Genomic DNA, 26,348 nt, shown 5'->3' with positions numbered 1-26,348 from the left:
AGCTTCTTACGACCCTGCGGCCCTCGATCCCCGCGAACCTGGAACATCGCAACCCCTGAAACGATCAGCTGTTGCAACGACCCCTAGAACCCAAGCTGTTAAGAGGGGGCCCCTGCTATGCACGAGGCGTTAAAAAGGGGCCCTTCCTTACACCTCAGGGCTTCAGGTGGGCGTTGACGAAGGACGGGTAGCCGAAGACGCTGGAGACGAAGATCCCGCCGGCCTTCGAGCCGTGCACCAGGTACGCCACGTCGACGTAGAGCGGGACCACCGGGGCGTGCTCCTTCATGATCCGCTCATCGAGTTTCGCCCACTCCGGGCCCTGCTCGGCCGGGGACAGGGTGAGGATCCGGTCGAACTCGGCGTTGATCGTGGGGTCGTCGAAGTACGCCTGGTTGCTGTTGCCCTCGGCCTTGATGCTGCGACCGTCGTAGAGCACCGGCAGGATCGACGCGCCGCTCGGCCAGTCGGCGGCCCAGGAGCCGAGGTACAAATCCCAGGGGTTGTCCTTCTTCTTGATCTCTTCGAGCTTCGCGTCGTCCGGGATGTTCCGAATCGTGATCTTGAATCCGGCCCGCTCCAGGTTGCCCTTGAGCTGCGTCGCCACCTGCTGCTCGACCGAGCTGTCGGCCGCGCCGAGGACCAGCTCCGGGGTCTGCCCGCCGAGCAGTTCCCGCGCCTTCTCCGGATCGCCGTTCGGTCCCGCCGGGTACGCGTCGTACGCCTGGTAGCCGATGGTGGCCGGCGGCATCAGCGTGGTCATCGGCGCGGCGATGTTCTGCCCACCCAGCACCTTGACCAGACCCTCCCGGTCGACGGCGTAGTTGAGTGCCTGGCGCACCTTCAGGTCGGTGACCCGCTGGTTGTTGATGACCAACTGGTTGGCGCTGGGCGTCGGGGACAGGATGGTCCGGGACCGCAGCGCCGCGTCGCCCGCGACCCGGGCCACCAGCGACGCGGGCACGTAGTTCCACGACAGGGCGCTCTGGTCGGCACCGTTGTCGGCGATCACCCGGTTGGCCGCGGCGTCCGGAGTCGGGCCGAAGCTCCAGACGAACCGGTCCGGGTACTGGTGGCGTACCGGGTCGGTGTCCGGATCCCAGTGCTCGTTGCGCTCCATCACGATCTCGACGCCCGCCTGGTACTGGGTGACCTTGTACGGCCCGGACGAGAAGGGCGCGTTGCCGAGGTTGACCCCGGTGTCCTTGTCCGGCGGCAGCGGCGCGGTGGCCGGCAGCGACACCGCGAACGGCAGGTCGCAGCGGGGCTTGGCGAACTCGAAGCGCAGCGTGCGGTCGTCCGGCGTGGTCAGGCCGGGCGGCAGCGCGGTGCGGTTGGCCTTGAAGTCCCACCTGGTGTCGTACTGCGGGGTGTCGGCCAGCCACTCCTGTAGGTAGGTGGGGCCGCCGCTGAGGTCCGGGTCGAAGGAACGGGCGATGCCGTACGCGATCTCCTTCGCGGTGACCGGCCGGCCGTCCTCGAACTTCACCCCATCCTTGATCTTGAACTCCCAGACCTTGCAGTCGTTGTTGACGTTGCTGCCCGGCGTCTCGGCCAGGTCGCCGACCAGGACCAGGTTGCCCTTGCCGTCGTCCTTCCAGGTGGTGAGGAAACGCGCGAACAGCGGCGCGGCCATCAGGCCCGCGAACGAGTACGTCCGCTGCGGGTCCAGGTGGGAGATGGGGGTCTCCCGGATGATGGTGAAGGTCCCCCCGGCCTGGGCTCCGTCCACCGCCGGGGCCGGCCCCATCGAGTCCTTCGGGTCGGTGGCGATGACTCCGGTCTGCTGCCGTTCGTTGTCCACAGTGGCGCCTTCGCCGGTGTTCTTCGTGCAGGCTCCCAGCGCTACCACCAGTGCGATCGCGCCACCAGCCGCGGCCGCCACGCGTGGTCTCATCCGCTACCTCCTCCACCCAGGTGTCGCCGGCCGGACACCGGCATCCCGAGGATCGTAAAGAAAACCTTCGAAGTATGTAACTATTGCCGATAAATTCCGCCAGCGACGGTCGGTGCACCCCGGGATTCAGCCGGCCCCGCGCGACTCAGCCGAGCCGGACCCGCGGGTCGATGGCCGCGTAGAGCAGGTCCACCAGCACGTTCGCCAGCACCACGAAGACCGCCGCGACCAGCACCGTGGCCATGATGGTCGGCAGGTCACCGGCGCGTACGGCCTCGACCGCCGTCCGGCCGAGCCCTTGGATGCCGAAGGTCGTCTCGGTGATCACCGTGCCGCCGAGCGCCGCGCCCACGTCCAACCCGGCGACGGTCACCACCGGCGTGATCGCCGCGCGCAGCGCGTGCCGCCCGTACACCCCCGTCCGGCCCAGGCCCTTGGCCCGCGCGGTACGGACGAAGTCCTCGCTGAGCGTCTCCAGCATCTGGGCCCGGAACAGCCGGGCGTAGATCGCGGAGAACAGGAACGCCAGCGACACCCAGGCGAGCACCAGCCCACTGGCCCAGCGCAGCGGATCCTCGAACAGCGACGTGTAGCCCGGCACCGGCAACCAGCGCAGCGTGTAGACGAAGACCAGCAGCAGCACCGCGCCGACGAAGTACAGCTGCAACGAGGCACCGGTGAGCGAGAAGCCGATCGCCGCCCGGTCCAGCCAGGTGCCCCGACGCAGCGCGGAGATCATGCCCAGACCCACTCCGAGCAGCAGCCACAGGATCGCCGCCGGAATGACGATGCTCAGCGTCACCGGCAGTACCCGGGCGAGCGTGTCGGTGACCGCCTCGTTGTTGACGTACGACCAGCCCAGGCACGGCGCGTCACAGCGCCCGCCCTGGGCGCTGCCCAGATCCCGCCCGGTGACGATGCCCTTCATGTAGCCCGCGTACTGGCTCACCAGCGGATCGCGTAGGCCCAACTCCTGGCGCACCCGCTCCAGCCGCTCCGGGTTGCAGTTCTTCGGGCACATGCCGCTGACCGGGTCGCGCGGCAGCGCGAAGAACATCAGGAAGGTCAGCACGCTGACCGCGAAGAGGGTGAGCACCGCCGAGAGGGTCCGCTTGACCAGGAAACGCGCCATAGGTTCCCTACCTCGACGACTTCGGGTCGAGCGCGTCGCGTAGCGCGTCCCCGAACAGGTTGAAGGCGAACACCAGCGCGAAGATCATGACGCCGGGGAAGAAGACGAACGCCGGGTCGGTCTGGAGGTAGTCCAGGCTCTGGTAGATCATCCGGCCGAAGCTCGGGGTCTCCTCGGTCAGCCCGACGCCGATGAACGACAGCGCCGCCTCGCTGGTGATGAACTGCGGCACCGCGAGCGAGAAGGACACCAGGATCGGGGCCCAGGTGTTCGGCAGCAACTGCCGGAACAGCATGTGGCCGAGCCCCGCCCCGCTGGCCAGGGCCGCCTCCACGAACTCCCGCTCGCGCAGCGCGATCACCTGGCCGCGGACCAGCCGGGCGGTGCTGGTCCAGCCGAAGACGGCGAAGATCGCGATCAGCACCCCGACCCCGAAGGCCGGCGGCACCGCGTCCCGCTGGCCGTAGAAACGCAGGGTCAGCGTCGGCATCAGGGCGAGCGCGATGACCAGGAAGGGCAGGGCGAGGGTCAGATCGGTGATCCAGTTGACCACCGCGTCCAGCCAGCCACCCAGGTAGCCGGCCAGCGTGCCGAGCACCACGCCGATCACGGCGGTGAGCACCGCCGCCGCGAACGCGATGAACAACGACGTACGCAGGCCGTGGACGAGGCGGATGAAGATGTCCCGCCCCAGCCCGGGTTCCAGCCCGAAGAAGTGGTCGCCGGAGACACCTCCGGCGTAGCCGAGCGGCATGCCGAACCCGTCCAGCTTGCTCTGGAACTGGTCCCGTGGGCCGATGCCGTAGACCAGCTCGATCAGCGGGGCGGCGAGCGCCACCAGCACGAACAGAACCAGCATCGCCCCGCTGACCAGCGCGGTGCGGTCGCGGCGCAGCCGCAGCCAGGCGAGCTGCCCGGGCGAACGGCCGACGATCCGGCGCTCCCGGGATCCCCCGGCCGCGGCACCGGCCGCCCCGCCGGACTCGATCTCGGCCAGCGCCGCACCGTCCACCGGCGACATGCTCATGCCGGCACCCCTGCCTCCGTCCCGTCCGCCGGCATCGCGCCGAGCGGCCCCGCCTCCGGGAAGTGGCAGGCGGTGGCCTGGTTACCGCCGTCGCGCCGGACGAGCGCCGGCTCCTCGACCGCGCACCGGTCGCGTGCCCTCGGGCAGCGGCTGCGGAACCGGCAGCCCGACGGCGGGTCGAGCGGGGTGGGCACGTCGCCGCAGAGCCGGCTCCGCCCGGCCGGACCGAGGCGCGTGACGTCCGGCACCGCCGACAGCAGCGCCCGGGTGTACGGGTGCTGCGGGCGTCCGTAGATGTCGTCCCGGTCGCCGACCTCGACGATCCGGCCGAGGTACATCACCGCGACCCGCTGGCAGAAGTGCCGGACCACGGCCAGGTCGTGGGCGATGAAGACGAAGGCCAGACCCAGCTCGCGTTGCAGGCCCCGTAGCAGGTTGACCACCTGGGCCTGGATCGAGACGTCCAGCGCGGAGACCGGCTCGTCGGCCACCACCAGCCGGGGCCCCGGCGCCAGCGCCCGGGCGATGCCGACGCGCTGGCGCTGGCCCCCGGAGAACTCGTGCGGGTACCGGTTGTAGTGCTCCGGGTTCAGGCCGACCAGTTCCATCAGCTCCCGCACCCGGGCCTTCGTCCCGCCGGCCGGGGTGATCCCGTTGACCTGCAACGGCATCGCGATGATCCGGCCAACCGTGTGGCGGGGATTCAGCGAGGCGTACGGATCCTGGAAGATGATCTGCAGATCCGACCGCAGCGGGCGCAACTCGCGGCGGCTGGCATGGGTGATGTCGCGCCCGGCGAACTCGATGCTGCCTCCGGTCGGCTCCAGCAACCGCACGAGCATCCGGCCGGTGGTGGTCTTGCCGCAGCCGGACTCGCCCACCAGGCCCAGCGTCTCGCCCGCTGGCACCGCGAAGTCCAGCCCGTCCACCGCGCGTACCAGGCCCGCGCGGCGCAGGCCGCCGCGTACCGGGAAGTGCTTGGTCAGCCCGCGTACCCGCAGCAGCGACTCGCTCACCGGGCCACCCCCACCCGGGCGACGTCCTCGGCGTAGCTCCGGGTGCGCTCCTCGGTGGAGAGATGGCAGGCGACCCGGTGCCCGGACGCCCCAGCCGGGCGCAGCTCGGGCAGCTCGGTGCGGCACCGGCCGCCGGTCTGCACGGCGTACCGGCAGCGCGGGTGGAACGCGCAGCCGGCCGGCACGTCGATCAGGCTCGGCGGACTGCCCGGGATCGGCTTCAGGTCCGCGTCAGCGTCGCCGTGCAACGACGGCACGCTGGACAGCAACCCCCAGGTGTACGGGTGCCGCGGCTGGCGCAGCACCTGCTCGACGCTGCCCTGCTCCACCGCCCGGCCGGCATACATCACCAGCACGTCGTCGGCGACCTGGCTGACCACGCCCAGATCGTGGGTGATCAGGACGATCGCCGTGCCGAACTCGGCCTGCAGGTCGGCCAGCAGGTCCAGGATCTGCGCCTGCACGGTGACGTCCAGCGCCGTCGTCGGCTCGTCGGCGATCAGCACGTCCGGGTCGTTCACCAGCGCCATCGCGATCATCACCCGCTGCCGCATGCCGCCGGAGAACTCGTGCGGGTACTGGTCGTGGCGCCGCTCCGGCTGCGGGATCCCGACCCGGCCGAGCATCTCCACCACCCGCCGGCGCGTCTCGGCCCGCCCGGCCCGGGGATGGTGCACCCGGTACGCCTCGGCGATCTGCCGGCCCACCGGATAGTACGGATGCAGCGCCGACAGCGGGTCCTGGAAGATCATCGCCATGTCCCGGCCGCGCAGCCGGCGTACCTCCGCCTCCGGCCGGCCGACCAGCTGGCGCCCATCGAGGGTGATCTCGCCGGTGACAGTGGCCCGCGGGGGGTCGTGCAGGCCGAGGATCGCCAGCGCGGTGACGCTCTTTCCCGAGCCGGACTCGCCGACCACGCCGAGGGTGCGTCCGCGCTCGACCGAGAAGGACACCCCGTCGACCGCGCGCACCACACCGTCGGTGGTGGTGAAGCCCACCCGGAGGTCGTCCACCCGCAGGTAAGGGTCCACGACCGCCTCCCTCCGCACCCGACGGAGGGAAACTACAGCAGAACCGTGCAGCTGAAAATAAGCTTCGAACAACGCGCGGTCAAGCGGGGCGGGACGCTGGAACTGGAGGCACCCGTCCGGGCCACGATCCGGCCGGAGGATCTCGTCCCCTGACGGATGTCGGTGGGCTCGCCTAGGGTCGGGCCATGGCGAGCGAATCAGCGGCGCGGGGCGCAGCGGGGTGCTGACGTGAGCGAGTTCGACGCGGCCGGCGCCGCCGTACAGGCCGCGCTGGACGCGGGTGCCCGGTACGCCGACGCCCGGGTGATGGAGCGGCGCTACGAGTCGATGTCGGCCCGCAACGGCGAGGTCGAGGCGCTGACCCAGGACGAGAACGTCGGGCTGGGCGTGCGCGCGCTGGTCGGGTCGAGCTGGGGCTTCCACGCCGTACCGGAGCTGTCCGACCGGGCCGCCCGCGATGCCGGCCACCGCGCCGCTCGGATCGCCACCGCGAGTGGCCTGGTCCCCGGGCCGCCCGTCGGCCTGGTCCCCTCCCCGCCGGCCATCGGGAGCTGGTCCTCGCCCTGCGAGCTGGACCCGCTCGGCATCTCCCTGGCCACCAAGGGCGACCTGCTGGTGGCCGCCACCCGCACGATGGCCGACCACGGCGCCGACCTCGCCGAGGGGCTCTACCAGGTCTGGGACACCATGAAGTGGTTCGTCTCCAGCGAGGGCCACCGCATCGACCAGCACATCCGCGAGTGCGGCGGCGGCATCTCGGCCACCTCGATCGGCGACGGGGAGACGCAGCGCCGGTCCTGGCCGAGCTACCGCGGCCAGTACGGCACCACCGGTTGGGAGCTGGTCGACTCCCTCGACCTGACCGCCCACGCGGCGCGTATCGCCGAGGAGTCGCGGGCGCTGCTGACCGCGCCGCTCTGCCCGGCCGGCGAGACCGACCTGATCCTCGGCGGCGAGCAGTTGGCGTTGCAGATCCACGAGTCGGTCGGGCACGCCATCGAGCTGGATCGCATCCTCGGCTGGGAGGCGGCTTTCGCCGGCACCTCGTGGCTGGATCTCGCCCAGCTCGGCTCGCTGCGCTACGGCTCGGAGCTGATGAACATCACCATCGACCCGACCATCCCGGGCGCGCTGGGCAGCTTCGGCTACGACGATGAGGGCTCGCCGGCGGTCAAGCGCGACGCGGTACGCGCCGGACGGTGGGTGGGCGTGCTGGCTGGGCGGGACTCGGCCGCCGTCGCCGGCCTGGACTACGGCGGCAGCGTACGCGCCGACGGCTGGGCCCGGCTGCCGATGGTCCGGATGACCAACGTGGGCCTGGAGCCCGGCCCGCACACCCTGGAGGAGATCGTCGCCGCCACCGACGAGGGGGTGCTGATGGACGTCAACCGCTCCTGGTCCATCGACGACAAGCGGCTGAATTTCCAGTTCGGCTGCGAGATCGGGTGGGAGATCCGCAACGGCCGGCGGATGCGGATGCTGCGCAACCCGACGTACACCGGCATCGGTCCACTGTTCTGGCGCTCGATGGACATGCTCTCCTCGGAGATCATTTCGTGGGGCACACCGAACTGCGGCAAGGGTCAGCCCGGCCAGGTCGGGCACACCGGTCACCCGGCCGCGCCGGCCCGGTTCCGCAACGTCCGGGTGGGGGTGCGGGCATGACCGCGGAGGTCGCCCGCGCTGACGGCACGGAGCTGGAGATCGCCGGGCGGGTGGTGGAACTCGTCGCCCGGTTGGCCGGGGCGAGCGCGCAGGCCGAGGTGGTGGTGACCCGCGCGGAGCTGGCGTTGACCCGGTTCGCCAACTCCGCGATCCACCAGAACGTCGCCGAGTCCGCCGTGAACGTCCGGCTGCGGGTGCACGCCGACGGACGCACCGCCGCCGGCGGTGGCAGCACGGTCACCGCCGACGGGCTGCGCGCACTGGTGGAGCGGGTGCTTGCGGCGACCCGGTTCACCCCGCCCGATCCGGCCTGGCCCGGACTCACGCCCCCGGTGCCGGCACCGACCTCGGCGGGGTGGGACGCGGCCATCGCGTACGCCGGGCCGGACGACCGGGCCGCCCTGGTCCGGGCGTTCGTCGACGCGGCCGGCGGGCTGGAGACCGCCGGCTACTGTCGCACGGCGTTCGGCGCGTCGGCGTTCGCCAACTCGGCCGGCCAGGTGGCGCAGGGCCGCACGGCCGAGGCGGCGATGGACGGGATCGCCCGGGCCGGTGGTGCGGACGGCACGGCCCGGCTCAGTGTCGACCGGCTGGCCGATCTCGACGGTGCCGGTCTCGGGCGACGGGCTGCGGCGAAGGCCCGGGCCGCGGCCGACCCGGTCGAGCTGGCACCCGGGCGTTACCCGGTGGTGCTGGAACCGGCCGCCGTCGCCGACCTGCTGCAGAACCTCTCCTGGTACGGCTTCAATGGCAAGCGGTACGCCGAGCGGCAGTCGTTCGCCGAGCCCGGCGTGGCCCAGCTCGATCCGGCGGTGACCCTGGTCGACGACCCGCTCGGCGCCGCCGGGCTGCCATTCGACCTGGAGGGCACGCCGAGCCGGATGTTGACCCTGGTGGACGCCGGCACCACGACCGCGGTGGCGCACGACCGGCGCAGCGCCGCCGAGGTGGGTGCCGAGTCGACCGGCCACGCCTGGGTCGGCAGCCCCACCTTCGGCCCGATCCCGCGCAACCTGCGCCTCGCCCCGTCCGGCACGGCAGGCACAGCCAGCACGGGCACGGCAGGCGGCGCGGGCGCGGCAGGCGGCGCGGGCACGGCTGGTGCGGGCCTCCCGGGCGGCGGTGGCCCAGCGGCGCCGCTGGCCGGCGCGGTGGCCGATCCGGACACCGCCGCCCTGGTGTCCCGGGTGCAGCGGGGCCTACTGGTCAGCGACCTCTGGTATACCCGCGTGCTCGATCCGAAGAGTCTGGTCATCACCGGCCTGACCCGCAACGGGCTGTGGCTGATCGAGGACGGTCGGGTCACCCGCGCGGTCCGCGACCTGCGCTTCACCGAGTCGTACCCGCGAGCGCTCGGGCCCGGCGCGGTGCTGGAGGTGGGCCGGCGCGCGGTACGCCAGCCGGACCGCGAGGACGGCGTCTGGTGGGAGGCGCCGTCGCTGCGGCTGGCCTCCTGGAACTTCACCGGCGGTGCGTCCGGCTGACCGGCCATCGACCGCTGGTCGATCTTTTTCGGACGCTCGCATATTGATCATGGCGGGAGGCTTTCCAAAGGGCGGGACACACGGGACACTGCCTTGCGCGGACGGCCCGCCTAGATCGGCGTAACGTGTGTCACTTAGCTGCTCCGGTACGCCGGGGCGGTCGTTGGTGTGCGCATGACGTGGCAAGCGGGTGCGGGTTCGCCGGTCCGCGTGCCGATCGGAAAGTGTTCCGCCGCCCGTGAAGGGCCCCGTCAGGGAGACGACGCGAGATGACATCATCGTCGGCCACGACGCCGACCAACAGGCCGCGGGGGGCGCGGGCACGCGCTGCCATCGCGGCGAAGACGTTGCGGACGGACCGTTGGTGGCTCCCCCCGCTGATCACCGTCATCGGGCTCAGCGCGTGGATCGCGTACGCGACGGTCCGGGTCTTCATGCACAAGTGGTACTGGGTCGAGGAGTTCCACTACCTCACCCCGTTCTACTCCCCGTGCGTGACCGATCGGTGCATCCCGGAGGCATCCCACTTCGGGCAGTACCTCCCCGGCTGGTGGATCATCCCGGACGCCGCGTTCACCCTGCCGTTCCTGCTGCTGTTCCGGCTCACCTGCTACTACTACCGCAAGGCGTACTACCGGTCGTTCTGGCTCTCGCCGCCGGCCTGCGCGGTGCCCGACGGTCACACCACCTACGGCGGCGAGACCCGGTTCCCGCTGATCGTGCAGAACTCGCACCGCTACTTCTTCTACTTCGCCGCGATCATCTCGCTGATCAACACCTGGGACGCGATCCTGGCCTTCCACAGCCCCGAGGGCTTCGGGTTCGGCCTGGGCAACCTGATCCTGCTCGGCAACGTGGTCATGCTCTGGGCGTACACCATCTCGTGCCACTCCTGCCGGCACATCATCGGCGGGCGGTTGAAGCACTTCTCCAAGCACCCGGTCCGCTACCGGGCCTGGACCTTCGTCTCCTGGCTGAACGTCCGGCACATGCAGCTCGCCTGGATCACCCTCGGCACGCTGGCGCTGACCGACTTCTACGTCATGTCCGTCGCCGCCGAGTGGATCTCCGACCTGCGGTTCATCAACTAAGGGCCCCTGACATGACCAATCCTCACCGTGACATGAGCACTACCACTCGCATCGAGCGACACCACTACGACGTCGTCGTGATCGGGGCCGGCGGCGCCGGCCTGCGCGCGGCGATCGAGGCCCGGCTGGCCGGCAAGAGGACCGCCATCATCTCCAAGTCGCTGTTCGGCAAGGCGCACACGGTGATGGCCGAGGGTGGCGCCGCCGCAGCCATGGGGAACGTGAACAGCCGGGACAGCTGGCAGGTGCACTTCCGCGACACCATGCGCGGCGGCAAGTTCCTCAACAACTTCCGGATGGCCGAGCTGCACGCAAAGGAGTCGCCGCAGCGGATCTGGGAGCTGGAGACGTACGGCGCGCTGTTCGACCGCACCAAGGACGGCAAGATCTCCCAGCGCAACTTCGGCGGTCACGAGTACCCCCGGCTGGCGCACGTCGGCGACCGGACCGGCCTGGAGCTGATCCGTACCCTCCAGCAGAAGATCGTCTCGCTGCAGCAGGAGGACAAGCGCGACCACGGCTCGTACGACGCACGGATCAAGGTCTTCGCCGAGACCACCATCACCGAGCTGCTGCTCGACGGCGACCGGGTCGCCGGCGCGTTCGGCTACTACCGCGAGTCCGGCGAGTTCGTCCTCTTCGAGGCGCCCGCCGTGGTGCTCGCCACCGGCGGCGTCGGCCGCTCCTACAAGGTCACCTCGAACTCCTGGGAGTACACCGGGGACGGTCACGCGCTGGCGCTGCGGGCCGGGGCGACCCTGATCAACATGGAGTTCCTCCAGTTCCACCCCACCGGCATGGTCTGGCCGGTCTCGGTCAAGGGCATCCTGGTCACCGAGTCGGTACGCGGTGACGGCGGCGTCCTGAAGAACTCCGAGGGCAAGCGCTTCATGTTCGAGTACGTCCCCGACGTCTTCCGCAAGCAGTACGCGGAGACCGAGGAGGAGGCGGACCGCTGGTACACCGACCCGGACAACAACCGGCGCCCGCCGGAGCTGCTGCCCCGGGACGAGGTCGCCCGGGCGATCAACAGCGAGGTCAAGGCGGGTCGGGGCACGCCGGCCGGCGGTGTCTACCTGGACATCGCCTCCCGGCTGCCGGCCGAGGAGATCCGCCGTCGCCTGCCGTCGATGCACCACCAGTTCAAGGGGCTGGCCGATGTCGACATCACGAAGGAGCCGATGGAGGTCGGCCCGACCTGCCACTACGTGATGGGTGGCGTCGAGGTCGACCCGGACAGCGGCGCCGCGTACGGCTCGGTGCGCGGCCTGTTCGCCGCCGGTGAGGTCTCCGGCGGCATGCACGGCTCCAACCGGCTGGGCGGCAACTCGCTGTCCGACCTGCTGGTCTTCGGCAAGCGGGCCGGCGGCCACGCCGCCACGTACGTCGACCAGCTCGCCGCCCGGCCCCGGGTGGAGGTGAGCGCGGTGGAGACCGCGGTGGAGACCGCCCTGGCTCCGCTGCAACGGGACACCGGCGAGAACCCGTACACCTTGCAGCAGGACCTCCAGGCGGTGATGGGAGATCTGGTCGGCATCATCCGGCGGGAGGCCGAGCTGGAGGACGCCCTGGTCCGGCTGGCCGAGCTGCGCGAGCGGGTGGCGAAGGTCAGCGCCTCGGGCGGCCGGCGTTACAACCCGGGCTGGCACCTCGCCCTGGACCTGCGCAACATGCTGGTCGTCTCGGAGTGCACCGCCAAGGCGGCGCTGGAGCGGCGGGAGTCGCGCGGCGGCCACACCCGTGAGGACTTCCCCACGATGGATCCGGGGTGGCGGCGGGTCAACCTGGTCTGCTCGCTCGACGGCGACACGGTCCGGCTGGACCGCAAGCCGCTGCCGAAGATGCGCACCGAGTTGATCAGCCTGTTCGACCGCGCGGAACTGGCCAAGTACCTCACCGACGAGGAGCTCAGCGAGTTCGACGCCCTGGCCGCCGCCGACGCCGCCGCTGCCGGCGCTGCTGCCGGCGCCGCCGAGAAGGAGAACCGCTGATGGGTACGAAGCGCCAGTTCCGGATCTGGCGGGGCGACGCCGACGGCGGCGACCTGCAGGACTACACGGTCGAGGTGAACGAGGGCGAGGTCGTCCTCGACGTGATCCACCGGTTGCAGGCCACCGACGCGCCCGACCTGGCGTGCCGCTGGAACTGCAAGGCGGGCAAGTGCGGCTCCTGTTCGATGGAGATCAACGGGATGCCCAAGCTCGGCTGCATGACCCGAATGTCGACGTTCGAGGAGAACGAGACGGTCACGGTGACCCCGCTGCGGACCTTCCCGGTCATCCGGGATCTGGTCACCGACGTGTCGTTCAACTACGAGAAGGCGCGGGAGACCCCGGCCTTCGCTCCCCCGGCCGACCTGCCGCCCGGTGACTACCGGATGCAGCAGGTCGACGTGGAGCGCTCGCAGGAGTTCCGCAAGTGCATCGAGTGCTTCCTGTGCCAGAACGTCTGCCACGTGGTCCGCGACCACGACGAGAACAAGCCGGCGTTCTCCGGGCCGCGGTACTTCATCCGCGCCGCCGAGCTGGACATGCACCCGCTGGACACCAACAGCGACCGCAAGGAGTACGCACAGGCCGAACAGGGTCTCGGTTTCTGCAACATCACCAAGTGCTGCACCGAGGTCTGTCCCGAGCACATCAAGATCACCGACAATGGGATCATCCCCATGAAGGAGCGGGTCGTCGACCGCAGGTACGATCCACTTGTGTGGCTCGGTAGCAAGATCTTCCGGAGGGGTCAGGTGCCTCAGACCTTCGTGACCAGCGAACACTCCCAGGGTGCCGTGCGCTCCCACGCGGCGGGCGGCGGTACGCACTCGCACGCGGGCGGCTCGCACGACACCGCGTCGGAGACGCAGGCCCAGCAGGGCGTCAACTGGCACCGGGAGGTGCCGCACCCGACCGCCCCGGCGGTCGACGCGAGCGGCCGGCTGCCGCTGACGGAGCTCACCTTCGACCGGGCGGCGGCACCCTCGCCGTTCGGCGACGACGTGACCTTCCCCCTGCCTCCGGAGCACCTGAACTTCGCCCACCCCGAGCAGGACGACAAGCACTGAGCACCCCGAACCCCGGGACGGGGGCCGCGGCAGCCGCCGCGGCCCCCGTCCCCGTTTCCACCCCACCCTGCCGCCCCACCCCACCCCTCGCCCCCAACCCGGTTGATCATGAAGTTTGCGGGCATTTTGATCTCCACAACACCCGCCAACTTCATGGTCAACCGGGCGGGAGAGCAATGCGAGCGGGCCGATCGCCGGGGTCCGGTTGGGGTCAGGGGGCTTGGGTCAGCAGGGGACGGAGGGCGGCGACGATGGGGGCGTCGGCGGGGAGCCAGGTGACGGTGTCCAGTTCGGCGGCGGAGAGCCAACGCAGCGCGGAGTGCTCCAGCGCCTTGGGCCGGTCGCCGTACAGCAGGCGGGCCGCGTACACCTTGAGCACCGACCGGCCGTGCGCCATCCGGACGTTGCGGCCGACCCGCTCGCCGACCTCGACGCGTACGGCGAGTTCCTCGGCGCACTCGCGGGCCAGCGCCGCCGTCTCGCTCTCGCCCGGCTCGACCTTGCCGCCGGGGAACTCCCACATGCCCGCCACCTCGGGCGGAGCGGACCGGGCACAGGCCAGCACCCGCCCGTTCTCGATGATGGCCGCACCGACGATCACCTTCAGGTCCCGCCGGGCGGCCTGTCCGCCGCCATTCGCCCGTTCGGTCCACACGGCCGTCCAGCGTGCCAGATCAATCGGCGGTTTGGGTACCTTGGCCGACCGTCAGGCCAGGAATACCCGGAAGTGTGGGCGTGGACACACCCTCCGTTGCGGCGTAAGACTAGGGGCACCGACAAGACACGGGGCGGCGACGATTTGGCCACAAGCCGGCAACGAAGCCTGGGAGGTGCGGTAATGCGTGCGCTGTTCGGCGGTCGGGCGAAGCTCGACTACCTCAGCGACGCCCTCACCCTACTGAACGGGTGGACGCGGGAGGGCGAGCAAATCCGCCGCACACTCGTCATCGACGACACGCAGCACGCGGCGCTGACCGAACGGGTCAAGGTGGTCGCCGACGCGCTGCACCTGCGGCCGGAGATCAGCCGGCGCGCCGACCACACCCAGATCTGCGTCGGGCATGGCAGCACTCCGCTCACCGAGGGTGAGGTACTACTGGCTGCCCGCATCGAGGACGCGTACCGCGCGGTGGCGGAGCCGGGCGACGGTCGCCCGAGCTGACCACGCGAGGCAGTTCGACCGCGCCCAGGCCGGCGTGACCGGGACGGGCGCTCAGCCCTCGGCATCCTGCGGGTACCAGCGCAGCTCGACCGAGTTGCCGTCCGGATCGCGGACGTAGAGCGACACGGCATCGCCCCGCGCGCCGAACCGCCCGACCGGCCCTTCGAGCACGGTGAAGGCACCCGAGTCGATCACGCGCTGCCAGTCGAGCGGTGCCACGACCAGGCAGAAGTGGTCGACGTTGGAACCGCCACGGTCGCGGTGGACCAGGTCGATGATGGTGTCCGCGGTGACCCGTACCGACGGGAAGGGCACCCGCCCGGCTCGCCATTCCGCGACCCGGACCGGGGCCAGGCCGAGCCGATTGCAGTAGAAGTCGAGGGCGCGTTCGACGTCGGCCACGTTGAGCACCAGATGGTCGAAGCCGGTGACCCGGACGCCGCCCACCTCGCCCTCCGCGGCTGACGGATAGTTCATGTTCATGCCGTCCACCATCCGCCGGCCGGCAGCCGCGACCAAGCCGGGATCGCATTACGATCGTTGAGCCACGGTCAACGATGGGGGCACCGGCGTGCTGGAGCGATACGAGGTCGAGACCTTCCTCACCCTCGCCGAGGAGCTGCACTTCGGCCGGACCGCCGAGCGGCTGCGGGTCACCACCGGCCGGGTCAGCCATGTGGTGAAGAAGTTGGAACGCCGGATCGGGGCGCCACTGTTCGCCCGGACCAGCCGGGTCGTGCGGCTCACCCCGATCGGTCGGCAGCTCGCCGACGACCTGACGCCGCTGGTCGCCGGCATGGCCGAGGCGGTACGCCGGGCCACCGAGGCGGGACGCGGCGTCACCGGGCGGCTGCGGGTCGCCTTCCTCGGTGAGTGGACCGCGCCGGTGCTGCTCAGGGCCGTTGAGCTGTTCACCCGACGGCACCCGGAGTGCCAGGTCGAGGTACGCGAGGTGCAGCTGTTCAACTCCCGGCAGAGCCTGGAGGACGGAACGGTCGACATCCTCATCGCCGCGTACCCCTTCGACGGGATGGCCTGCGGGCCGCCGCTGCTGTCCGAGGCGCGGGTGCTCGCGGTGGCCGCGAACCACCGACTGGCCCACGCCGAATCCGTCTCCCTGGAGGTGCTCGCCGACCACCCGGTGGTGCAGTACCCGGCGGCGACCTCCGCGGAGTTCAAGCGCGACCGCACGCCGGAGCACACCCCAGCCGGTCACCCGGTGCCCCGCGGCCCGGTGGGCAACACCTTCTCCGAGATGCTGACCCTGGTGGCGATGGGCCGCGGGGTGCTGCCGGTCGGCGAGCAGGCCCGGCACTACTACCCGCGCCCCGACGTGGCGTACGTGCCGATCCGCGACGCGCCGCCGATCCGGCGCGGTCTGGTCTGGCGGGAGGACAACACCACCGCCCGGGTCCGCGCCTTCGTCCGCGCCGCCAGCGACGCCCACCAAGTCGACCCGGCCGCCTGAGCCAGCGACGGGCAGCAAAATCCGGTAGCTGGCACGGGCGACCTACCGTGGGGTCCATGACCAACGCGACGTACGACCGCAAGGAGCAGTTCCAGCAGATCCAGAGCGGCCTGCTCGACGGAGAACAGATCATCGCCGTCTACGACGCCGTCGGCACCGGCACCGGGTTCATCGGGCTGACCGACCGCCGCGTGATCATCCAGGACCGCTCCTTCGTCGGCAAGCGGTACGCGATCACCAGCATCCCGTACTCGAAGATCACCAGCGTGAGCGTGGTCAGCAACAAGTCGTGGGGCGGGTCGTTCTTCTCCACCGGCGCCATCGCCATCCACGTCGGCACTCACACCTACGAGGTGGAGTTCCGGGGTGACCAGAAGAGCCACCACGTGCACAACGTCATCCTGCACTACATCAGCTGACCAGCGTCACGAACCAGCCGGAGCATTGCCAGGCACCGCTCACGGTTCGACCAGCGGGCGAAACCACCAACCCTCCGACGCCCCCAGGCATGGACACGAGCCGTCCGGACGGCGACCCGCTCACGGGGGCAGCCGCCGGGCAGTCGCAGGTCACAAAAGACCCGATGGCGTACGCCCTGGTCGTCCGCGGCCGAGACGGTGGTCTCGCCGGGATCGGTGTGGGGCAAGCAGGCTCGACCAGCGCGCCACCACCCGGGCCAGGCGTACGGTGCCGATCAGGTCCCCGGCGACTACCGGTAGATGGATGACGAAGCGCTGCCGGTCGACCATCAGTACCGCTCGCCCGCGGTGGCCCGGCGGGCCTGCTCGGACTGCCAGCGGCGCAGCGCATCCTTGACCCGAGCGGTCTCCTGCCGACTGGTGCCGAGCGTTCTAGACAGCGGCCAGGTCCGAGGGCCTGATCCCCACGGTGCGCGGACACGGCAGCTACGTTCGGGAGATCACCGAGCGCCGAGCGCCGAGCGCCGAAGGATCGAACTTGCCGCCGGCAGCTCGGCGATCGCCCGGATGCCGACCGGCGCCGAGCGGCGCGACCTTCAACTCGACGAGGGCGTGCCCGTCCTGGAGGGTCCGCGATGCCGCAGGCGGGGTCGAAGTTCTACCCGGCGACGAAATTGAACTCACTCACCCCTGCCTAGCATTGATTCGCCCCCGCCCAAACCACGCTGCCCCAGCACTCGCCGGGACCACCGATCCGCTGCAAGCCTCGCACAATGGCGTTGATTGTTTAATTCGTCCGAGATCTTGGACAGTTTCCGTTCTGGCCTAACGGGAACTGTCCAAGATCTCGGGTCCGGACGGGATGGAGCCGGTACTTAGGATCTACGCCGAGATAGCCGCGGTCAAAGAGGATGTGCACATCGGATTTGAGCAGCAGCCCGTTGTCTTCCTTGGGCGCGATCGACTGCCTACGATATCGGCCGACTCTTCGCCTCAGCTCATCAAGACTGGCAGTGCCGTTGGCCTCGCCGAACAACTCCCATGCCTCGGAGATTCTTAGCCGCTCGAAGCCGCTGAAAAAGCCGCCGCCGACGATCCGGTTGAGCGGGTAGTGCGCCTTGAGGAGAGAAATGGCTCTCCCGGTGTCAGTGCTCGAAACGACCCTCCCGACGGTCGCCAGAAGTTGACCTCGGTCACGGCTCCAGCCCGGCATCGCCGTATCGCAGAAACCTGTTGCCGCCTCGCATCGATGCGTGTTGGGTGGAGGTCAGCCGATCGAAGGGAGCGAACGACATGAGGCACGCCACGACGCCCGTCCAGCGAGCAATCACCGTCGACTCCATCGAATCGAGGCTTCGTGAGTACGTGGATTCCCACGATCAAGGCGCCGTACGGCGCCGGTAGCACCAACGGAGGCCGCTGATGTCGGTCTTCGACGACCCGGGACACTTCGGCCGGCTCTGGGCCGACACCTACGACGAGCCCGGCAACCCCGACCCGACGGCTGCGGTGGCCTTCCTCGCCGACCTGGCCGGGGATGGCCGGGTGCTGGAACTCGCCATCGGCACCGGCCGGGTCGCCCTCGCGCTCGCCGCCCGCGGCCCCGCCGTCGAGGGCGTCGAGGCGTCACCGGAGATGGTCGGGAATTTGCGCGCCAAGCCCGGCGGCGACACCATCCCGGTCGCCATCGGCGACATGGCGGACGTGCCGGTGTCCGGCCCGTACCGGATGGCCTACCTGGTCTTCAACACGCTGTTCAACCTGGTCAAGGCCGAGCGACAGGCGGACTGCTTCCGCAACGTCGCACGGGTGCTGGAGCCCGGCGGCGCGTTCGTCATCGAGGCGTTCGTGCCCGACCCGGCGGACTTCGACCGGAACGAACGGGTGCAGCCCTGGTCGGTGACCGAGGACTCGGCCGCCATCCGGCTGCACCGGTACGACCGCGAGGCGCAGACGTTCCTCCGGCAGACCGTCACCTTCGACGGTACGGGGGTGCACCTGCACCCCTTCGCCATGCGGTACATGTGGCCTCACCAGATCGACGAGCTGGCAGAGCGGGCCGGGTTCTGCCTCGCCGAGCGGTACGCCGACTGGGACCGCACCCCGTTCGGCCGGGACAGCACCTCGCACGTCTCCGTCTACCGGCTCGGCTGACCACGCCACGGTACGGGCACGGATCCGCCGCTCCGTGCCCGTACCGCCGTGCCGTCCCGAGCGGACGGGGCGATGCGCTCGCAGTGGCCTGGGATAATGATCCGCATGTCGATCCGTACGTCCCTGGTAGCCACACTGCGGCGGGTGCGGGACGGCGGCCGGGGCCGCTGGCCGCGCCGGGTCGCGCTGGCCGCCGCCATCGGCACCGTGCTGCTGGCCGCCGGCAGCTGGGCCAGCGTGAGCTGGATCCGGTCCGGCGCCGATGGGCGGACGTACACGGTGGAGAGCGTGCCCGAGGCGCCGGTCGCCCTGGTGCTGGGCACCCGGGTCCAGACGGATGGCACTCCGTCGCCGTTCCTCACCGCGCGACTGGAGATCGCCCGCGAGCTGTACGCCACCGGGAAGGTCCAGGCGATCCTGGTCTCCGGCGACAACATGCGCCACGAGTACAACGAGCCGGAGGCGATGCAGCGCTGGCTGGTCGACCGGGGGGTGCCGGCCGACAAGGTGGTGCTGGACTACGCCGGCTTCGACACGTACGACTCGTGCGCCCGGGCCAAGCGGATCTTCGGCGTGGACCGGGCGACGGTGGTGACCCAGTCCTTCCACCTGGCCCGTGCTGTCACGGTGTGCCGGAATCTCGGCGTCGACGCCATCGGCGTCGGTGACGACACCGCCCGCGAGTACGGCCGGACCTGGCAGTTCGCCTCCGCCCGCGAATACGGCGCCAGTATGAAGGCCGCGATGGATGTGCTGTCCGGCCGCGATCCGGTGCACCTCGGACGCCGCGAGACCGGCGTCGACGACGCCCTCCACGCCAGCTGAACTCAACTCGTAGACTGGCTCGCCCGGCTGGCCGTCCACAAAGGCCTGTTGTATTCCACATTTTGGCGAAATAGGCCGCGACCACTGAGGCCGATCGGTCCGACTGCACCCTGCCCCGGCATCCGCTGAGTGGAAGCACTCCTTTGACGTGGGATTTACGCGGGATTAACAATGCCGAGCAGCTCGCGAGCGACAGGACAGCAGCCGAAAGTGGATCGGCCGGCGGTCGGTCGCACTTGTCACGATGGTCGGGCTGATCACCAGCCTGGCCACGGCGCCGGCAGCCGCGCAGAATTCCGAGGCGGCGGCAACGCTCCCCGAGACCACGATCACGAACATCGCCTTCACCCCGCCGGTCCCCGCCAATACGCAGGGCAACCGTCTGGACCTCTTCCTGCCCGAGCGCGCAGCGGGCAAGCCGGTACCGCTGCTCATCTGGACTTCCGGATCGGCGTGGACCAGCGACACCGGCAAGACCGGAGCGAGCACCTGGGCGAACCAGCTGCGCCCACTCGGCTTCGCCGTGGCGGGAGTGAGCATCCGGTCCAGCTCCCAGGTGAAGTTCCCCGGCCAGCTGCACGACATCAAGGCGGCAATCCGGTGGCTGCGTCACAACGCAGACGAGTACGGGCTCGACCCGTCGCGCTTCGCGATCGCGGGCAACTCGTCGGGTGGCTGGACGGCCACCATGGCGGGCGTGACCGGCGGCGTCAGCGAGGAACTTGAGGGCACCACCGGCGTCACCGGCGTATCCAGCCGGGTCCAGGCCGTCGTGGACTTCTACGGACCGACGAACTTCCAGCTGATGGACTACCAGGAACGGTCGATCATCGTGCACGACTCCCCGACGTCGCCGGAGTCACAGCTGATCGGCTGCGCGATCCAGACCTGCCCGGAGCTGACGCAGCGCGCGAACCCGGTCAACTACGTCAGCGCCGACGACCCGCCCTTCCTGATCTTCCACGGTACGGCGGACAACCTCGTACCCCACGGGCAGAGCCGGATTCTCTACGAGGCGATGCGGGCCAACTGCCACGACGCCACCTTCCACTCGGTCCCCGGCGCCGGCCACGCGCACTCGTACTTGGGGAACACCAGCCAGGCGCAGAACCAGACCGTCTTCAAGAGCCTCGACTGCGCCGAGACGATCACCCAGGGGTTCACCGGCGGGACGGAGCCCAACTACGCGTACATCGCCGATTTCCTCCACCGCGCCTTCGTGTCGGGGGAGGTCGACGCGCCGGTCACCACCGCGAAGCTGACCTCCGACGCGATCACGGGCCAGGGCTGGTACGTCAAGGCTGTCGTGTCGCTCACGGCCGAGGACGGCTGGGGCTCTGGCGTCGCCACCACCGAATATCGCGTCAACAACGGAAAGTGGACCACCTACAACCGCCCGGTCAAGGTCGACGGCAACGGCGAGCGGCTGTTCGAGTACCGCTCCATCGACCGCAACGGCAACGTCGAGGAGACCAAGGTCCTGACCTTCAGGGCGGTCGGAAAGCACTGAGCCCGGCCAACTCCTTCAAGCGTCAGGCTCCGCCGGCGGTCTCGCCGGTGGAGCCTGACCAGTTCGCCCCAGGGGTCGCTCTCGCGCACCACTCGGCGTTTGACCGGCTCGCAACATTCGCCCGATCAATCCGGTACGTCTCCTTAGACTGAGTCCCGCGAGGTGTCGCGGACGAGCCGTGGGAAGGAGGCTGCGCCATGACCGACGACCAGGTCACCCGCAACCTGAAGGCTATGGACGAACTCGACTTCAACGGGTGGAACTCGGCGGACTGGAACGGAGCGTTCGCCCGCTACCACACCGATGACGTGCTCGTCGAAATGAGAGGGCAATCGCCGACTCACGGCGTCCGGGAGCACATCGACGCCATGCAGGCGTTCGTCAGAAGCACCGGTGGAACACCCGTCCAGATCAAGTCCCACCCCATCGGTTTCGGGTCAGGAGAGTGGACCTGCGTGGTGGGCGAACTGGAGGACGGCAGCCGAATGGTGACCGTGGCGAGATGGCGCGACGGAGCCATCGCCGAGGAGTACATCTGGATGTAGCCAGTAGTGGCTCAGACGTTGAAGCGAAACTCCACGACGTCGCCGTCCTGCATCACGTACTCCTTGCCCTCGATGCGGACCTTGCCCGCCGCCTTCGCGGCGGCCATCGAGCCGGCCCCGACCAGGTCGGCGTAGGAGACGACCTCGGCCTTGATGAAGCCGCGCTGGAAGTCGGAGTGGATCACCCCGGCGGCCTCCGGCGCGGTCGCGCCGACCGGGACGGTCCAGGCCCGCGCCTCCTTGGGGCCGGCGGTGAGGTACGTCTGCAGCCCGAGCGTCCGGAAGCCGACCCGGACCAGCTGGTTCAGGCCCGGCTCGGACTGCCCGATCGACTCCAGCAGCTCGCGGGCCTCCTCCTCGGGCAGGTCCACCAGCTCGGATTCGATCTTGGCGTCCATGAAGACCGCCTCGGCCGGAGCGACCAGCGCCCGCATCTCGTCGAGGAACGCGGCGTTGTTCAGCTCGGCCTCGTCGACGTTGAAGACGTACAGGAACGGCTTGGTGGTGAGCAGGTGCAGCTCCCGCAGGTGCTCAAGCTCGATCCCGGCCGCCGCCGCGCCGGCGTAGAGGGTGGTGCCGCCGTCCAGCACGTCGACGGCCTTCTTCGCGGCCGTCACCGCGGCGGCCCGGTCCTTGCGGAGCTTGGCCTCCTTCTCCAGCCGGGGCAGCGCCTTCTCGAGCGTCTGCAGATCGGCGAGAATCAGCTCAGTGTTGATCGTCTCGATGTCGTCGGCCGGCGAGACCTTCCCGTCGACGTGCACCACGTTCGGGTCGGAGAAGGCCCGCACCACCTGGCAGATCGCGGAGGCGTCGCGGATGTTGGCCAGGAACGCGTTGCCGCGCCCCTGCCCCTTCGACGCGCCGCGCACCAGGCCGGCGATGTCGACGAACGACACCGGGGCGGGGATCACCTTCTGCGAGGTGAAGATCTCTGCGAGCTTGTCCAGCCGCTCGTCCGGCAGCCCGACCACGCCGACGTTGGGCTCGATCGTGGCGAACGGGTAGTTCGCGGCGAGCACGTCGTTCTTGGTCAGCGCGTTGAACAGGGTGCTCTTGCCGACGTTGGGCAGGCCGACGATGCCGATGGTGAGACTCACGACGAGCCAGCTTACGCCGGTGCCTGGCCTCCGGGGGCAGCCAGGCTCCCCCTTACGGCGGCGGCGCGTTGTTAACCTGCCGACGCGAGCGACTCCAGGAGGCGAGATGGGCCGACTGCCGGAACTGTACGTCGCGGTCGACGTCGAGGCCGACGGGCCGATCCCCGGCCCGTACAGCATGATCTCGCTCGGCATGGCGGTCGCCGGCCACCCGGAGTTGACCTTCTACACCGAGTTGAAGCCGATCTCCGGCGAGTACGTCCCGCAGGCGCTCGCCGTCTCCGGGCTCGACCGGGACCGGCTGCTGCGCGAGGCGCCCACCGCGGCAGAGGCGATGGGCGCCGCCGCGATCTGGGTCGACGGGCTGCGTACGATCGGCCGGCCGGTGTTCCTCGCCGCCCCGGCCGTCTGGGACGGCATGTTCGTCCACTGGTACTTCATCCGGTTCGTCGGCCACAGCCCGTTCGGCGTCACCGGATCCGGCGTCGACCTGCGCAGCTACTGGATGGGGCAGACCGGCCGCGAGTGGGCGCAGACCCGCCAGGACACCATCAAGCGCGAGCTGGGCCTGGCCGACGTGCCGCACACCCACCACGCCGGCGAGGACGCCGCCGAGCTGGCCCAGGTCTTCCACGCGCTCCGCCACCCCACCCCGTCCCCTCCCCCCGGTGCCACCCGCACCGCCGACCGATGAATCGTCGGCAGCTGAGCTGCCCCCACCTCGCCCGCCGGTGCCACATGAAGCGGCCACCGATGATCGTTGGCAGCTGAGCTGGCCGCCCGTCGGCGTGCCGGGCAGCTCAGCTGCCAACGATCGGGGTGAGCCGAGCGGGCTGGTGGTGGGGGGCCGGTGGCGCCGCCGAGCACCATGAGCGGCAGCGGCGCCTTGGTGACTGGATCAGGCGCGCTGGGTCGGATCGGGTTGACGGGGCACCACCGCGTCGATCCGCAGTGCGCCGGGGGCCAGCTCGGCGGCGGCGGCCAGCGGCAGCGTGAACCGAGCGTCGGCGGCCGGCCCGGCGGTGCGCGACTCGCGGAGCATCCAGTGGACCTCGTCGGCCGTCCAGCCCAGCGCCGGGCGGCCGGCGATCTCTCGGAGCAACCGCAGCGCGGCCCGGGTGTCGTCGTCGTAGAAGCGCATGCACCAGTGGTGCACCCACATGCCCAGCGCCCGTGCGCCGTCGCGATCGAGTGAGCGCAGCAGGCGGCCGCAGGCGGTGTCGCCGAAGGCGCGGCCCGGGTCGCCGGCGCGGTCCCGCTCGATGGCACCGACCGCGGCGGGGGCAACCGCACGCATCCGGTCGTAGAAGCGCTGGACCGCGACCTCGTCCGGCGGGGGGTGCCCGTCCCTCGACGCTGCCGCCCGACCCGCCACGCTCACCATCGCCGCACCCTTCTTGAGTTGGTGGCCGCACGCTACCGACCACACCCGACACTTTGCGCGGCCTCGTACCAACCCCGCAGCAGCACACCCGGACCGGGTGTTAATAAGGGGCCCTTCCTCGACCGCAGGCGTTAACAAGGGGCCCCTCCTTACACCTAGGTCCGAATCCCGCCAGCTGGGCGCCTGGGGAGGGGCGCATCATCGGTGACGTGGAACTGGACTTCGAGCGGTGCTACCGGGCTGTCGACAGCCGCGACCAGCGGTTCGACGGCTGGTTCTACACCGGCGTGACCTCGACCGGGATCTACTGCCGGCCGTCCTGCCCGGCGGTGACCCCGAAGCGACAGAACGTCCGGTTCTTTCCCTCGTCGGCGGCGGCCCAGGGCGCCGGTCTGCGCGCCTGCCGTCGCTGCCGGCCGGACGCCTCCCCCGGCTCGCCGCAGTGGGACGTCCGCGCCGACGTGGTGGGTCGGGCGATGCGGCTGATCGCCGACGGGGTGGTCGACCGGGCCGGCGTGCCCGGGCTGGCCGCCCAGCTCGGGTACACCGAGCGGCACCTGCACCGGATGCTGCGGGCGGAGCTGGGCGCGGGACCGCTGGCGCTGGCTCGGGCTCAGCGCGCGCAGACCGCCCGTACCCTGATCGAGACCACCAACCTGGGCATGGCCGAGATCGCGTTCGCCGCCGGGTTCGGCAGTGTCCGGCAGTTCAACGACACCGTCCGCGAGGTCTACGGTGCGGCCCCGTCGCAGTTGCGCAGCGGCCGCCGGGCGGCCGCCGGCGGGGCGGGCACGGTCACCCTGCGGTTGGCGTACCGTCCCCCGCTGCACGCCACCGCGTTGCTCGACTTTCTCGCCCGGCGCACGCTGCCGGGGGTGGACGAGGTGCGCGACGGGACGTACCGCCGGGGGTTGCGACTGCCGCACGGCACCGGCGAGGCGGCCCTGACCCCGGCGGACGGGTACGTGGCGGCGACGCTGCAGCTCACCGACCTGCGCGACCTGGCTCCCGCCGTGGCCCGCTGCCGGCGCCTGTTCGACCTCGACGCGGACCCGGTCGCCGTCGACCAGACGCTCGGCGCCGACCCGGCGCTGGCCGCCGCCGTGGCCGCCGAGCCCGGCGTCCGCGTTCCCCGCGCGGTCGACGGTTTCGAGATGGCCGTCCGCGCCGTCGCCACCCAGCAGGTCTCCCTACCCTCCGCCCGCACCACCCTCACCCACCTTCTAACCCACCTCCCCACCCCCACCCCCACCGCCGACTCCGCCGCCCCCACGCGGGGGTTTCCGGGGGCGGAGGAGGTGTTGGGGGTGCCGGACGCGGGGTTTCGGATGCCGGTGGGGCGGCGGGAGACGATCCGGGCGTTGGCGCGGGCGGTGGCCGATGGGGAGCTCGATCTGGCGTCGGGTGGGGATCGGGCGGAGATTGCGCGGCAGTTGACCGCCATCCCGGGAATCGGGCCGTGGACGGCGGGCTACGTGGCGATGCGCGCGCTCGGCGACCCGGACGTGTTCATCCCGACCGACCTCGCGGTACGCCGGGGCGCCGGCGCGCTCGGCCTGCCCGACGACCCGAAGACCCTCGACGCGTACGCCGCCCGCTGGCGCCCCTGGCGGTCGTACGCGGTGATCCGACTTTGGAGAGCAGCGTGAACAACACGATCATCGACAGTGCCCGTGTCGACACGCCGGTCGGCGCGTTCAGCGTCCTCGCCGGCCCGGACGGCGCGGTGCGGGCCGCCGGTTTCACGGCCGACCCGGCGGACCTGCTGCCGCTGGTCCACCCCAGCCTGCGCGGTGAGCTGCGCCAGCGGGGTGAACTCGGCGCGGTCACCGCTGCCGTCGCCCGGTACCTCGACGGCGAGCTGACCGCGATCGACGCGGTCCCGGTCGAGCAGCACAGCGGCGGCACGTTCCTGCCCCACGCCTGGCTGGTGCTGCGCGAGGTGAAACCGGGCGAACCGGTCACCTACACCGCGTACGCCCGGCTGGCCGGCCGCCCCGCCGCCGTGCGTGCCGCCGCGGCGGCCTGCGCCCGCAACGCCGCCGCCCTGTTCGTTCCCTGCCACCGGGTGTTGCGTACCGACGGGACGCTGGGCGGCTACCGCTGGGGACTGCCCGTGAAGGAGTGGCTCCTCGGTCACGAGACCGGCCACCCGGAACGGCAACGCAGCTGACAACAAGCCGACACCGGCACCGCTCCCATTTGCCGCTACCGTCGGGTAGTGGCTGCGGGGAGCGGAGGCGGCCCGGCCGACCGGGGCGAGATCCGTCGGCATCCGCTGCGCAACCTCTGGCGGCTGCGCCATTATCTGCGTCCGCACGCCGTGGAGTTCAGCTGGCTGATGCTCGCCGGGCTCGCCGCCACCGCCGCGGGCATCGCCGTG

Annotated in this window: 25 protein-coding genes and 2 pseudogenes; 15 read left to right on the top strand and 12 right to left on the bottom strand. The window is 70.7% G+C overall.

Annotated elements, in window-relative coordinates; translation table 11 throughout:
• Positions 1-154: 154 nt before the first annotated feature.
• From AB0M52_RS08865 to AB0M52_RS08845, 5 genes are all read right to left on the bottom strand, one after another.
• A complete protein-coding gene (locus tag AB0M52_RS08865; RefSeq protein ID WP_363950855.1) occupies positions 155-1,897 on the bottom strand; it encodes an ABC transporter substrate-binding protein in 1,743 nt (580 codons plus the stop codon).
• 145 nt (positions 1,898-2,042) lie between these two features.
• Entirely contained in the window at positions 2,043-3,029 is a 987-nt protein-coding gene (locus AB0M52_RS08860; protein ID WP_363950853.1) for an ABC transporter permease, read from the bottom strand.
• Between the two features lie 7 nt (positions 3,030-3,036).
• Complete coding sequence (locus AB0M52_RS08855; RefSeq protein ID WP_363950851.1) at positions 3,037-4,056, bottom strand: ABC transporter permease; 1,020 nt, start codon at positions 4,054-4,056, stop codon at positions 3,037-3,039.
• A complete protein-coding gene (locus AB0M52_RS08850; protein WP_363950849.1) occupies positions 4,053-5,072 on the bottom strand; it encodes an oligopeptide/dipeptide ABC transporter ATP-binding protein in 1,020 nt (339 codons plus the stop codon). Before AB0M52_RS08850 ends, AB0M52_RS08855 begins: the two co-directional genes overlap by 4 nt.
• Positions 5,069-6,103 carry an ABC transporter ATP-binding protein gene (locus tag AB0M52_RS08845; protein ID WP_363950847.1) on the bottom strand — a complete coding sequence of 345 codons (1,035 nt, stop codon included), beginning with the start codon at positions 6,101-6,103 and terminating at the stop codon, positions 5,069-5,071. Before AB0M52_RS08845 ends, AB0M52_RS08850 begins: the two co-directional genes overlap by 4 nt.
• Before the next feature lie 228 nt (positions 6,104-6,331).
• On the opposite strand from AB0M52_RS08845, the gene AB0M52_RS08840 reads away from it, so the two are divergent.
• The 5 genes from AB0M52_RS08840 to AB0M52_RS08820 all read left to right on the top strand — a co-directional run bounded on the left by AB0M52_RS08840 (position 6,332) and on the right by AB0M52_RS08820 (position 13,401).
• Complete coding sequence (locus AB0M52_RS08840; protein ID WP_363950844.1) at positions 6,332-7,768, top strand: TldD/PmbA family protein; 1,437 nt, start codon at positions 6,332-6,334, stop codon at positions 7,766-7,768.
• Positions 7,765-9,252: a metallopeptidase TldD-related protein gene (locus AB0M52_RS08835; protein ID WP_363950841.1), complete on the top strand. Its 1,488-nt coding sequence runs from the start codon at positions 7,765-7,767 to the stop codon at positions 9,250-9,252. The genes AB0M52_RS08840 and AB0M52_RS08835 overlap by 4 nt, the downstream gene beginning before the upstream one ends.
• A gap of 269 nt (positions 9,253-9,521) precedes the next feature.
• Positions 9,522-10,343 carry a hypothetical protein gene (locus AB0M52_RS08830; protein WP_363950838.1) on the top strand — a complete coding sequence of 274 codons (822 nt, stop codon included), beginning with the start codon at positions 9,522-9,524 and terminating at the stop codon, positions 10,341-10,343.
• 32 nt (positions 10,344-10,375) lie between these two features.
• Positions 10,376-12,334, top strand: a complete 1,959-nt coding sequence (locus tag AB0M52_RS08825; protein ID WP_363950835.1) for a fumarate reductase/succinate dehydrogenase flavoprotein subunit — start codon at positions 10,376-10,378, stop codon at positions 12,332-12,334.
• On the top strand, positions 12,334-13,401 hold the full coding sequence (locus AB0M52_RS08820) for a succinate dehydrogenase/fumarate reductase iron-sulfur subunit (protein WP_363950833.1): 1,068 nt from the start codon (positions 12,334-12,336) through the stop codon (positions 13,399-13,401). The genes AB0M52_RS08825 and AB0M52_RS08820 overlap by 1 nt, the downstream gene beginning before the upstream one ends.
• Before the next feature lie 211 nt (positions 13,402-13,612).
• Here AB0M52_RS08820 and AB0M52_RS08815 read toward each other — a convergent pair whose 3' ends face one another.
• Entirely contained in the window at positions 13,613-14,056 is a 444-nt protein-coding gene (locus AB0M52_RS08815) for a (deoxy)nucleoside triphosphate pyrophosphohydrolase (RefSeq protein WP_363950830.1), read from the bottom strand.
• 183 nt (positions 14,057-14,239) lie between these two features.
• Between AB0M52_RS08815 and AB0M52_RS08810 the strand changes: the two genes are divergently transcribed.
• Positions 14,240-14,563: a pterin dehydratase gene (locus AB0M52_RS08810; RefSeq protein ID WP_363950827.1), complete on the top strand. Its 324-nt coding sequence runs from the start codon at positions 14,240-14,242 to the stop codon at positions 14,561-14,563.
• Between the two features lie 51 nt (positions 14,564-14,614).
• On the opposite strand, the gene AB0M52_RS08805 is transcribed toward AB0M52_RS08810, so the two are convergent.
• The gene (locus AB0M52_RS08805; RefSeq protein ID WP_363950824.1) at positions 14,615-15,082 is read right to left on the bottom strand and encodes a VOC family protein; all 468 of its coding nucleotides are present in this window, start codon (positions 15,080-15,082) and stop codon (positions 14,615-14,617) included.
• Between the two features lie 52 nt (positions 15,083-15,134).
• Here AB0M52_RS08805 and AB0M52_RS08800 point away from each other — a divergent pair, with 52 nt between their 5' ends.
• Positions 15,135-16,031 carry a LysR family transcriptional regulator gene (locus tag AB0M52_RS08800; RefSeq protein WP_363950823.1) on the top strand — a complete coding sequence of 299 codons (897 nt, stop codon included), beginning with the start codon at positions 15,135-15,137 and terminating at the stop codon, positions 16,029-16,031.
• Positions 16,032-16,087: 56 nt separating this feature from the next.
• On the top strand, positions 16,088-16,450 hold the full coding sequence (locus tag AB0M52_RS08795) for a PH domain-containing protein (RefSeq protein WP_363950820.1): 363 nt from the start codon (positions 16,088-16,090) through the stop codon (positions 16,448-16,450).
• Between the two features lie 131 nt (positions 16,451-16,581).
• Here AB0M52_RS08795 and AB0M52_RS08790 read toward each other — a convergent pair.
• From AB0M52_RS08790 to AB0M52_RS08780, 3 genes and pseudogenes are all read right to left on the bottom strand, one after another.
• Positions 16,582-16,780 (bottom strand): annotated as a pseudogene (locus tag AB0M52_RS08790) (hypothetical protein); the annotation flags it as partial.
• Positions 16,780-16,878: pseudogene (locus AB0M52_RS08785) on the bottom strand (DivIVA domain-containing protein); the annotation flags it as partial. The pseudogenes AB0M52_RS08785 and AB0M52_RS08790, both read right to left, overlap by 1 nt.
• A 359-nt stretch (positions 16,879-17,237) precedes the next feature.
• Entirely contained in the window at positions 17,238-17,663 is a 426-nt protein-coding gene (locus AB0M52_RS08780; protein ID WP_363950817.1) for an HNH endonuclease signature motif containing protein, read from the bottom strand.
• Positions 17,664-17,872: 209 nt separating this feature from the next.
• On the opposite strand from AB0M52_RS08780, the gene AB0M52_RS08775 reads away from it, so the two are divergent.
• The 4 genes from AB0M52_RS08775 (at position 17,873) to AB0M52_RS08760 (ending at position 21,484) form a co-directional block, all read left to right on the top strand.
• Positions 17,873-18,604 carry a class I SAM-dependent methyltransferase gene (locus AB0M52_RS08775; RefSeq protein ID WP_363950814.1) on the top strand — a complete coding sequence of 244 codons (732 nt, stop codon included), beginning with the start codon at positions 17,873-17,875 and terminating at the stop codon, positions 18,602-18,604.
• Between the two features lie 96 nt (positions 18,605-18,700).
• Positions 18,701-19,429, top strand: coding sequence for an ElyC/SanA/YdcF family protein (locus AB0M52_RS08770; protein ID WP_363950811.1), 729 nt, complete (start codon positions 18,701-18,703; stop codon positions 19,427-19,429).
• A gap of 244 nt (positions 19,430-19,673) precedes the next feature.
• Positions 19,674-20,939 carry an alpha/beta hydrolase gene (locus AB0M52_RS08765; RefSeq protein ID WP_363950808.1) on the top strand — a complete coding sequence of 422 codons (1,266 nt, stop codon included), beginning with the start codon at positions 19,674-19,676 and terminating at the stop codon, positions 20,937-20,939.
• A gap of 197 nt (positions 20,940-21,136) precedes the next feature.
• A complete protein-coding gene (locus AB0M52_RS08760; protein WP_363950805.1) occupies positions 21,137-21,484 on the top strand; it encodes a hypothetical protein in 348 nt (115 codons plus the stop codon).
• Between the two features lie 11 nt (positions 21,485-21,495).
• Here the strand turns inward: AB0M52_RS08760 and ychF are convergent, their stop codons facing one another.
• Positions 21,496-22,581 (bottom strand): redox-regulated ATPase YchF, encoded by a 1,086-nt coding sequence (gene ychF, locus AB0M52_RS08755; protein WP_363950802.1) that lies wholly within the window; start codon positions 22,579-22,581, stop codon positions 21,496-21,498.
• 106 nt (positions 22,582-22,687) lie between these two features.
• Between ychF and AB0M52_RS08750 the strand changes: the two genes are divergently transcribed.
• Positions 22,688-23,275 carry an exonuclease gene (locus AB0M52_RS08750; RefSeq protein ID WP_363950799.1) on the top strand — a complete coding sequence of 196 codons (588 nt, stop codon included), beginning with the start codon at positions 22,688-22,690 and terminating at the stop codon, positions 23,273-23,275.
• A gap of 204 nt (positions 23,276-23,479) precedes the next feature.
• Here AB0M52_RS08750 and AB0M52_RS08745 read toward each other — a convergent pair whose 3' ends face one another.
• Positions 23,480-23,965 carry a hypothetical protein gene (locus AB0M52_RS08745; RefSeq protein WP_363950796.1) on the bottom strand — a complete coding sequence of 162 codons (486 nt, stop codon included), beginning with the start codon at positions 23,963-23,965 and terminating at the stop codon, positions 23,480-23,482.
• A gap of 209 nt (positions 23,966-24,174) precedes the next feature.
• Here AB0M52_RS08745 and AB0M52_RS08740 point away from each other — a divergent pair, with 209 nt between their 5' ends.
• The gene (locus AB0M52_RS08740) at positions 24,175-25,614 is read left to right on the top strand and encodes an AlkA N-terminal domain-containing protein (protein WP_363950793.1); all 1,440 of its coding nucleotides are present in this window, start codon (positions 24,175-24,177) and stop codon (positions 25,612-25,614) included.
• Entirely contained in the window at positions 25,611-26,138 is a 528-nt protein-coding gene (locus AB0M52_RS08735) for a methylated-DNA--[protein]-cysteine S-methyltransferase (RefSeq protein WP_363950790.1), read from the top strand. Before AB0M52_RS08740 ends, AB0M52_RS08735 begins: the two co-directional genes overlap by 4 nt.
• The last annotated feature ends 210 nt before the right edge of the window (positions 26,139-26,348 follow it).

It is taken from the genome of Micromonospora sp. NPDC051296 (assembly GCF_040682255.1).
GTDB classification, from domain to species: Bacteria; Actinomycetota; Actinomycetes; order Mycobacteriales; family Micromonosporaceae; genus Micromonospora; species Micromonospora craterilacus.
Note: the sequence above shows the minus strand (reverse complement) of the source record. Positions and strands in the feature narration are given on the sequence as shown.

Coding starts and splice junctions, on each gene's coding strand:
- AB0M52_RS08835 (WP_363950841.1), top strand. CDS start 7,765: ATGACCGCGGAGGTCGCCCGCGCTGACGGCACGGAGCTGGAGATCGCC.
- AB0M52_RS08765 (WP_363950808.1), top strand. CDS start 19,674: ATGGTCGGGCTGATCACCAGCCTGGCCACGGCGCCGGCAGCCGCGCAG.
- AB0M52_RS08825 (WP_363950835.1), top strand. CDS start 10,376: ATGAGCACTACCACTCGCATCGAGCGACACCACTACGACGTCGTCGTG.
- AB0M52_RS08750 (WP_363950799.1), top strand. CDS start 22,688: ATGGGCCGACTGCCGGAACTGTACGTCGCGGTCGACGTCGAGGCCGAC.
- AB0M52_RS08770 (WP_363950811.1), top strand. CDS start 18,701: ATGATCCGCATGTCGATCCGTACGTCCCTGGTAGCCACACTGCGGCGG.
- AB0M52_RS08820 (WP_363950833.1), top strand. CDS start 12,334: ATGGGTACGAAGCGCCAGTTCCGGATCTGGCGGGGCGACGCCGACGGC.
- AB0M52_RS08860 (WP_363950853.1), bottom strand. CDS start 3,029: ATGGCGCGTTTCCTGGTCAAGCGGACCCTCTCGGCGGTGCTCACCCTC.
- AB0M52_RS08795 (WP_363950820.1), top strand. CDS start 16,088: ATGACCAACGCGACGTACGACCGCAAGGAGCAGTTCCAGCAGATCCAG.
- AB0M52_RS08865 (WP_363950855.1), bottom strand. CDS start 1,897: ATGAGACCACGCGTGGCGGCCGCGGCTGGTGGCGCGATCGCACTGGTG.
- AB0M52_RS08775 (WP_363950814.1), top strand. CDS start 17,873: ATGTCGGTCTTCGACGACCCGGGACACTTCGGCCGGCTCTGGGCCGAC.
- AB0M52_RS08830 (WP_363950838.1), top strand. CDS start 9,522: ATGACATCATCGTCGGCCACGACGCCGACCAACAGGCCGCGGGGGGCG.
- AB0M52_RS08760 (WP_363950805.1), top strand. CDS start 21,137: ATGACCGACGACCAGGTCACCCGCAACCTGAAGGCTATGGACGAACTC.
- AB0M52_RS08855 (WP_363950851.1), bottom strand. CDS start 4,056: ATGAGCATGTCGCCGGTGGACGGTGCGGCGCTGGCCGAGATCGAGTCC.
- AB0M52_RS08810 (WP_363950827.1), top strand. CDS start 14,240: ATGCGTGCGCTGTTCGGCGGTCGGGCGAAGCTCGACTACCTCAGCGAC.
- AB0M52_RS08745 (WP_363950796.1), bottom strand. CDS start 23,965: ATGGTGAGCGTGGCGGGTCGGGCGGCAGCGTCGAGGGACGGGCACCCC.
- AB0M52_RS08780 (WP_363950817.1), bottom strand. CDS start 17,663: ATGCCGGGCTGGAGCCGTGACCGAGGTCAACTTCTGGCGACCGTCGGG.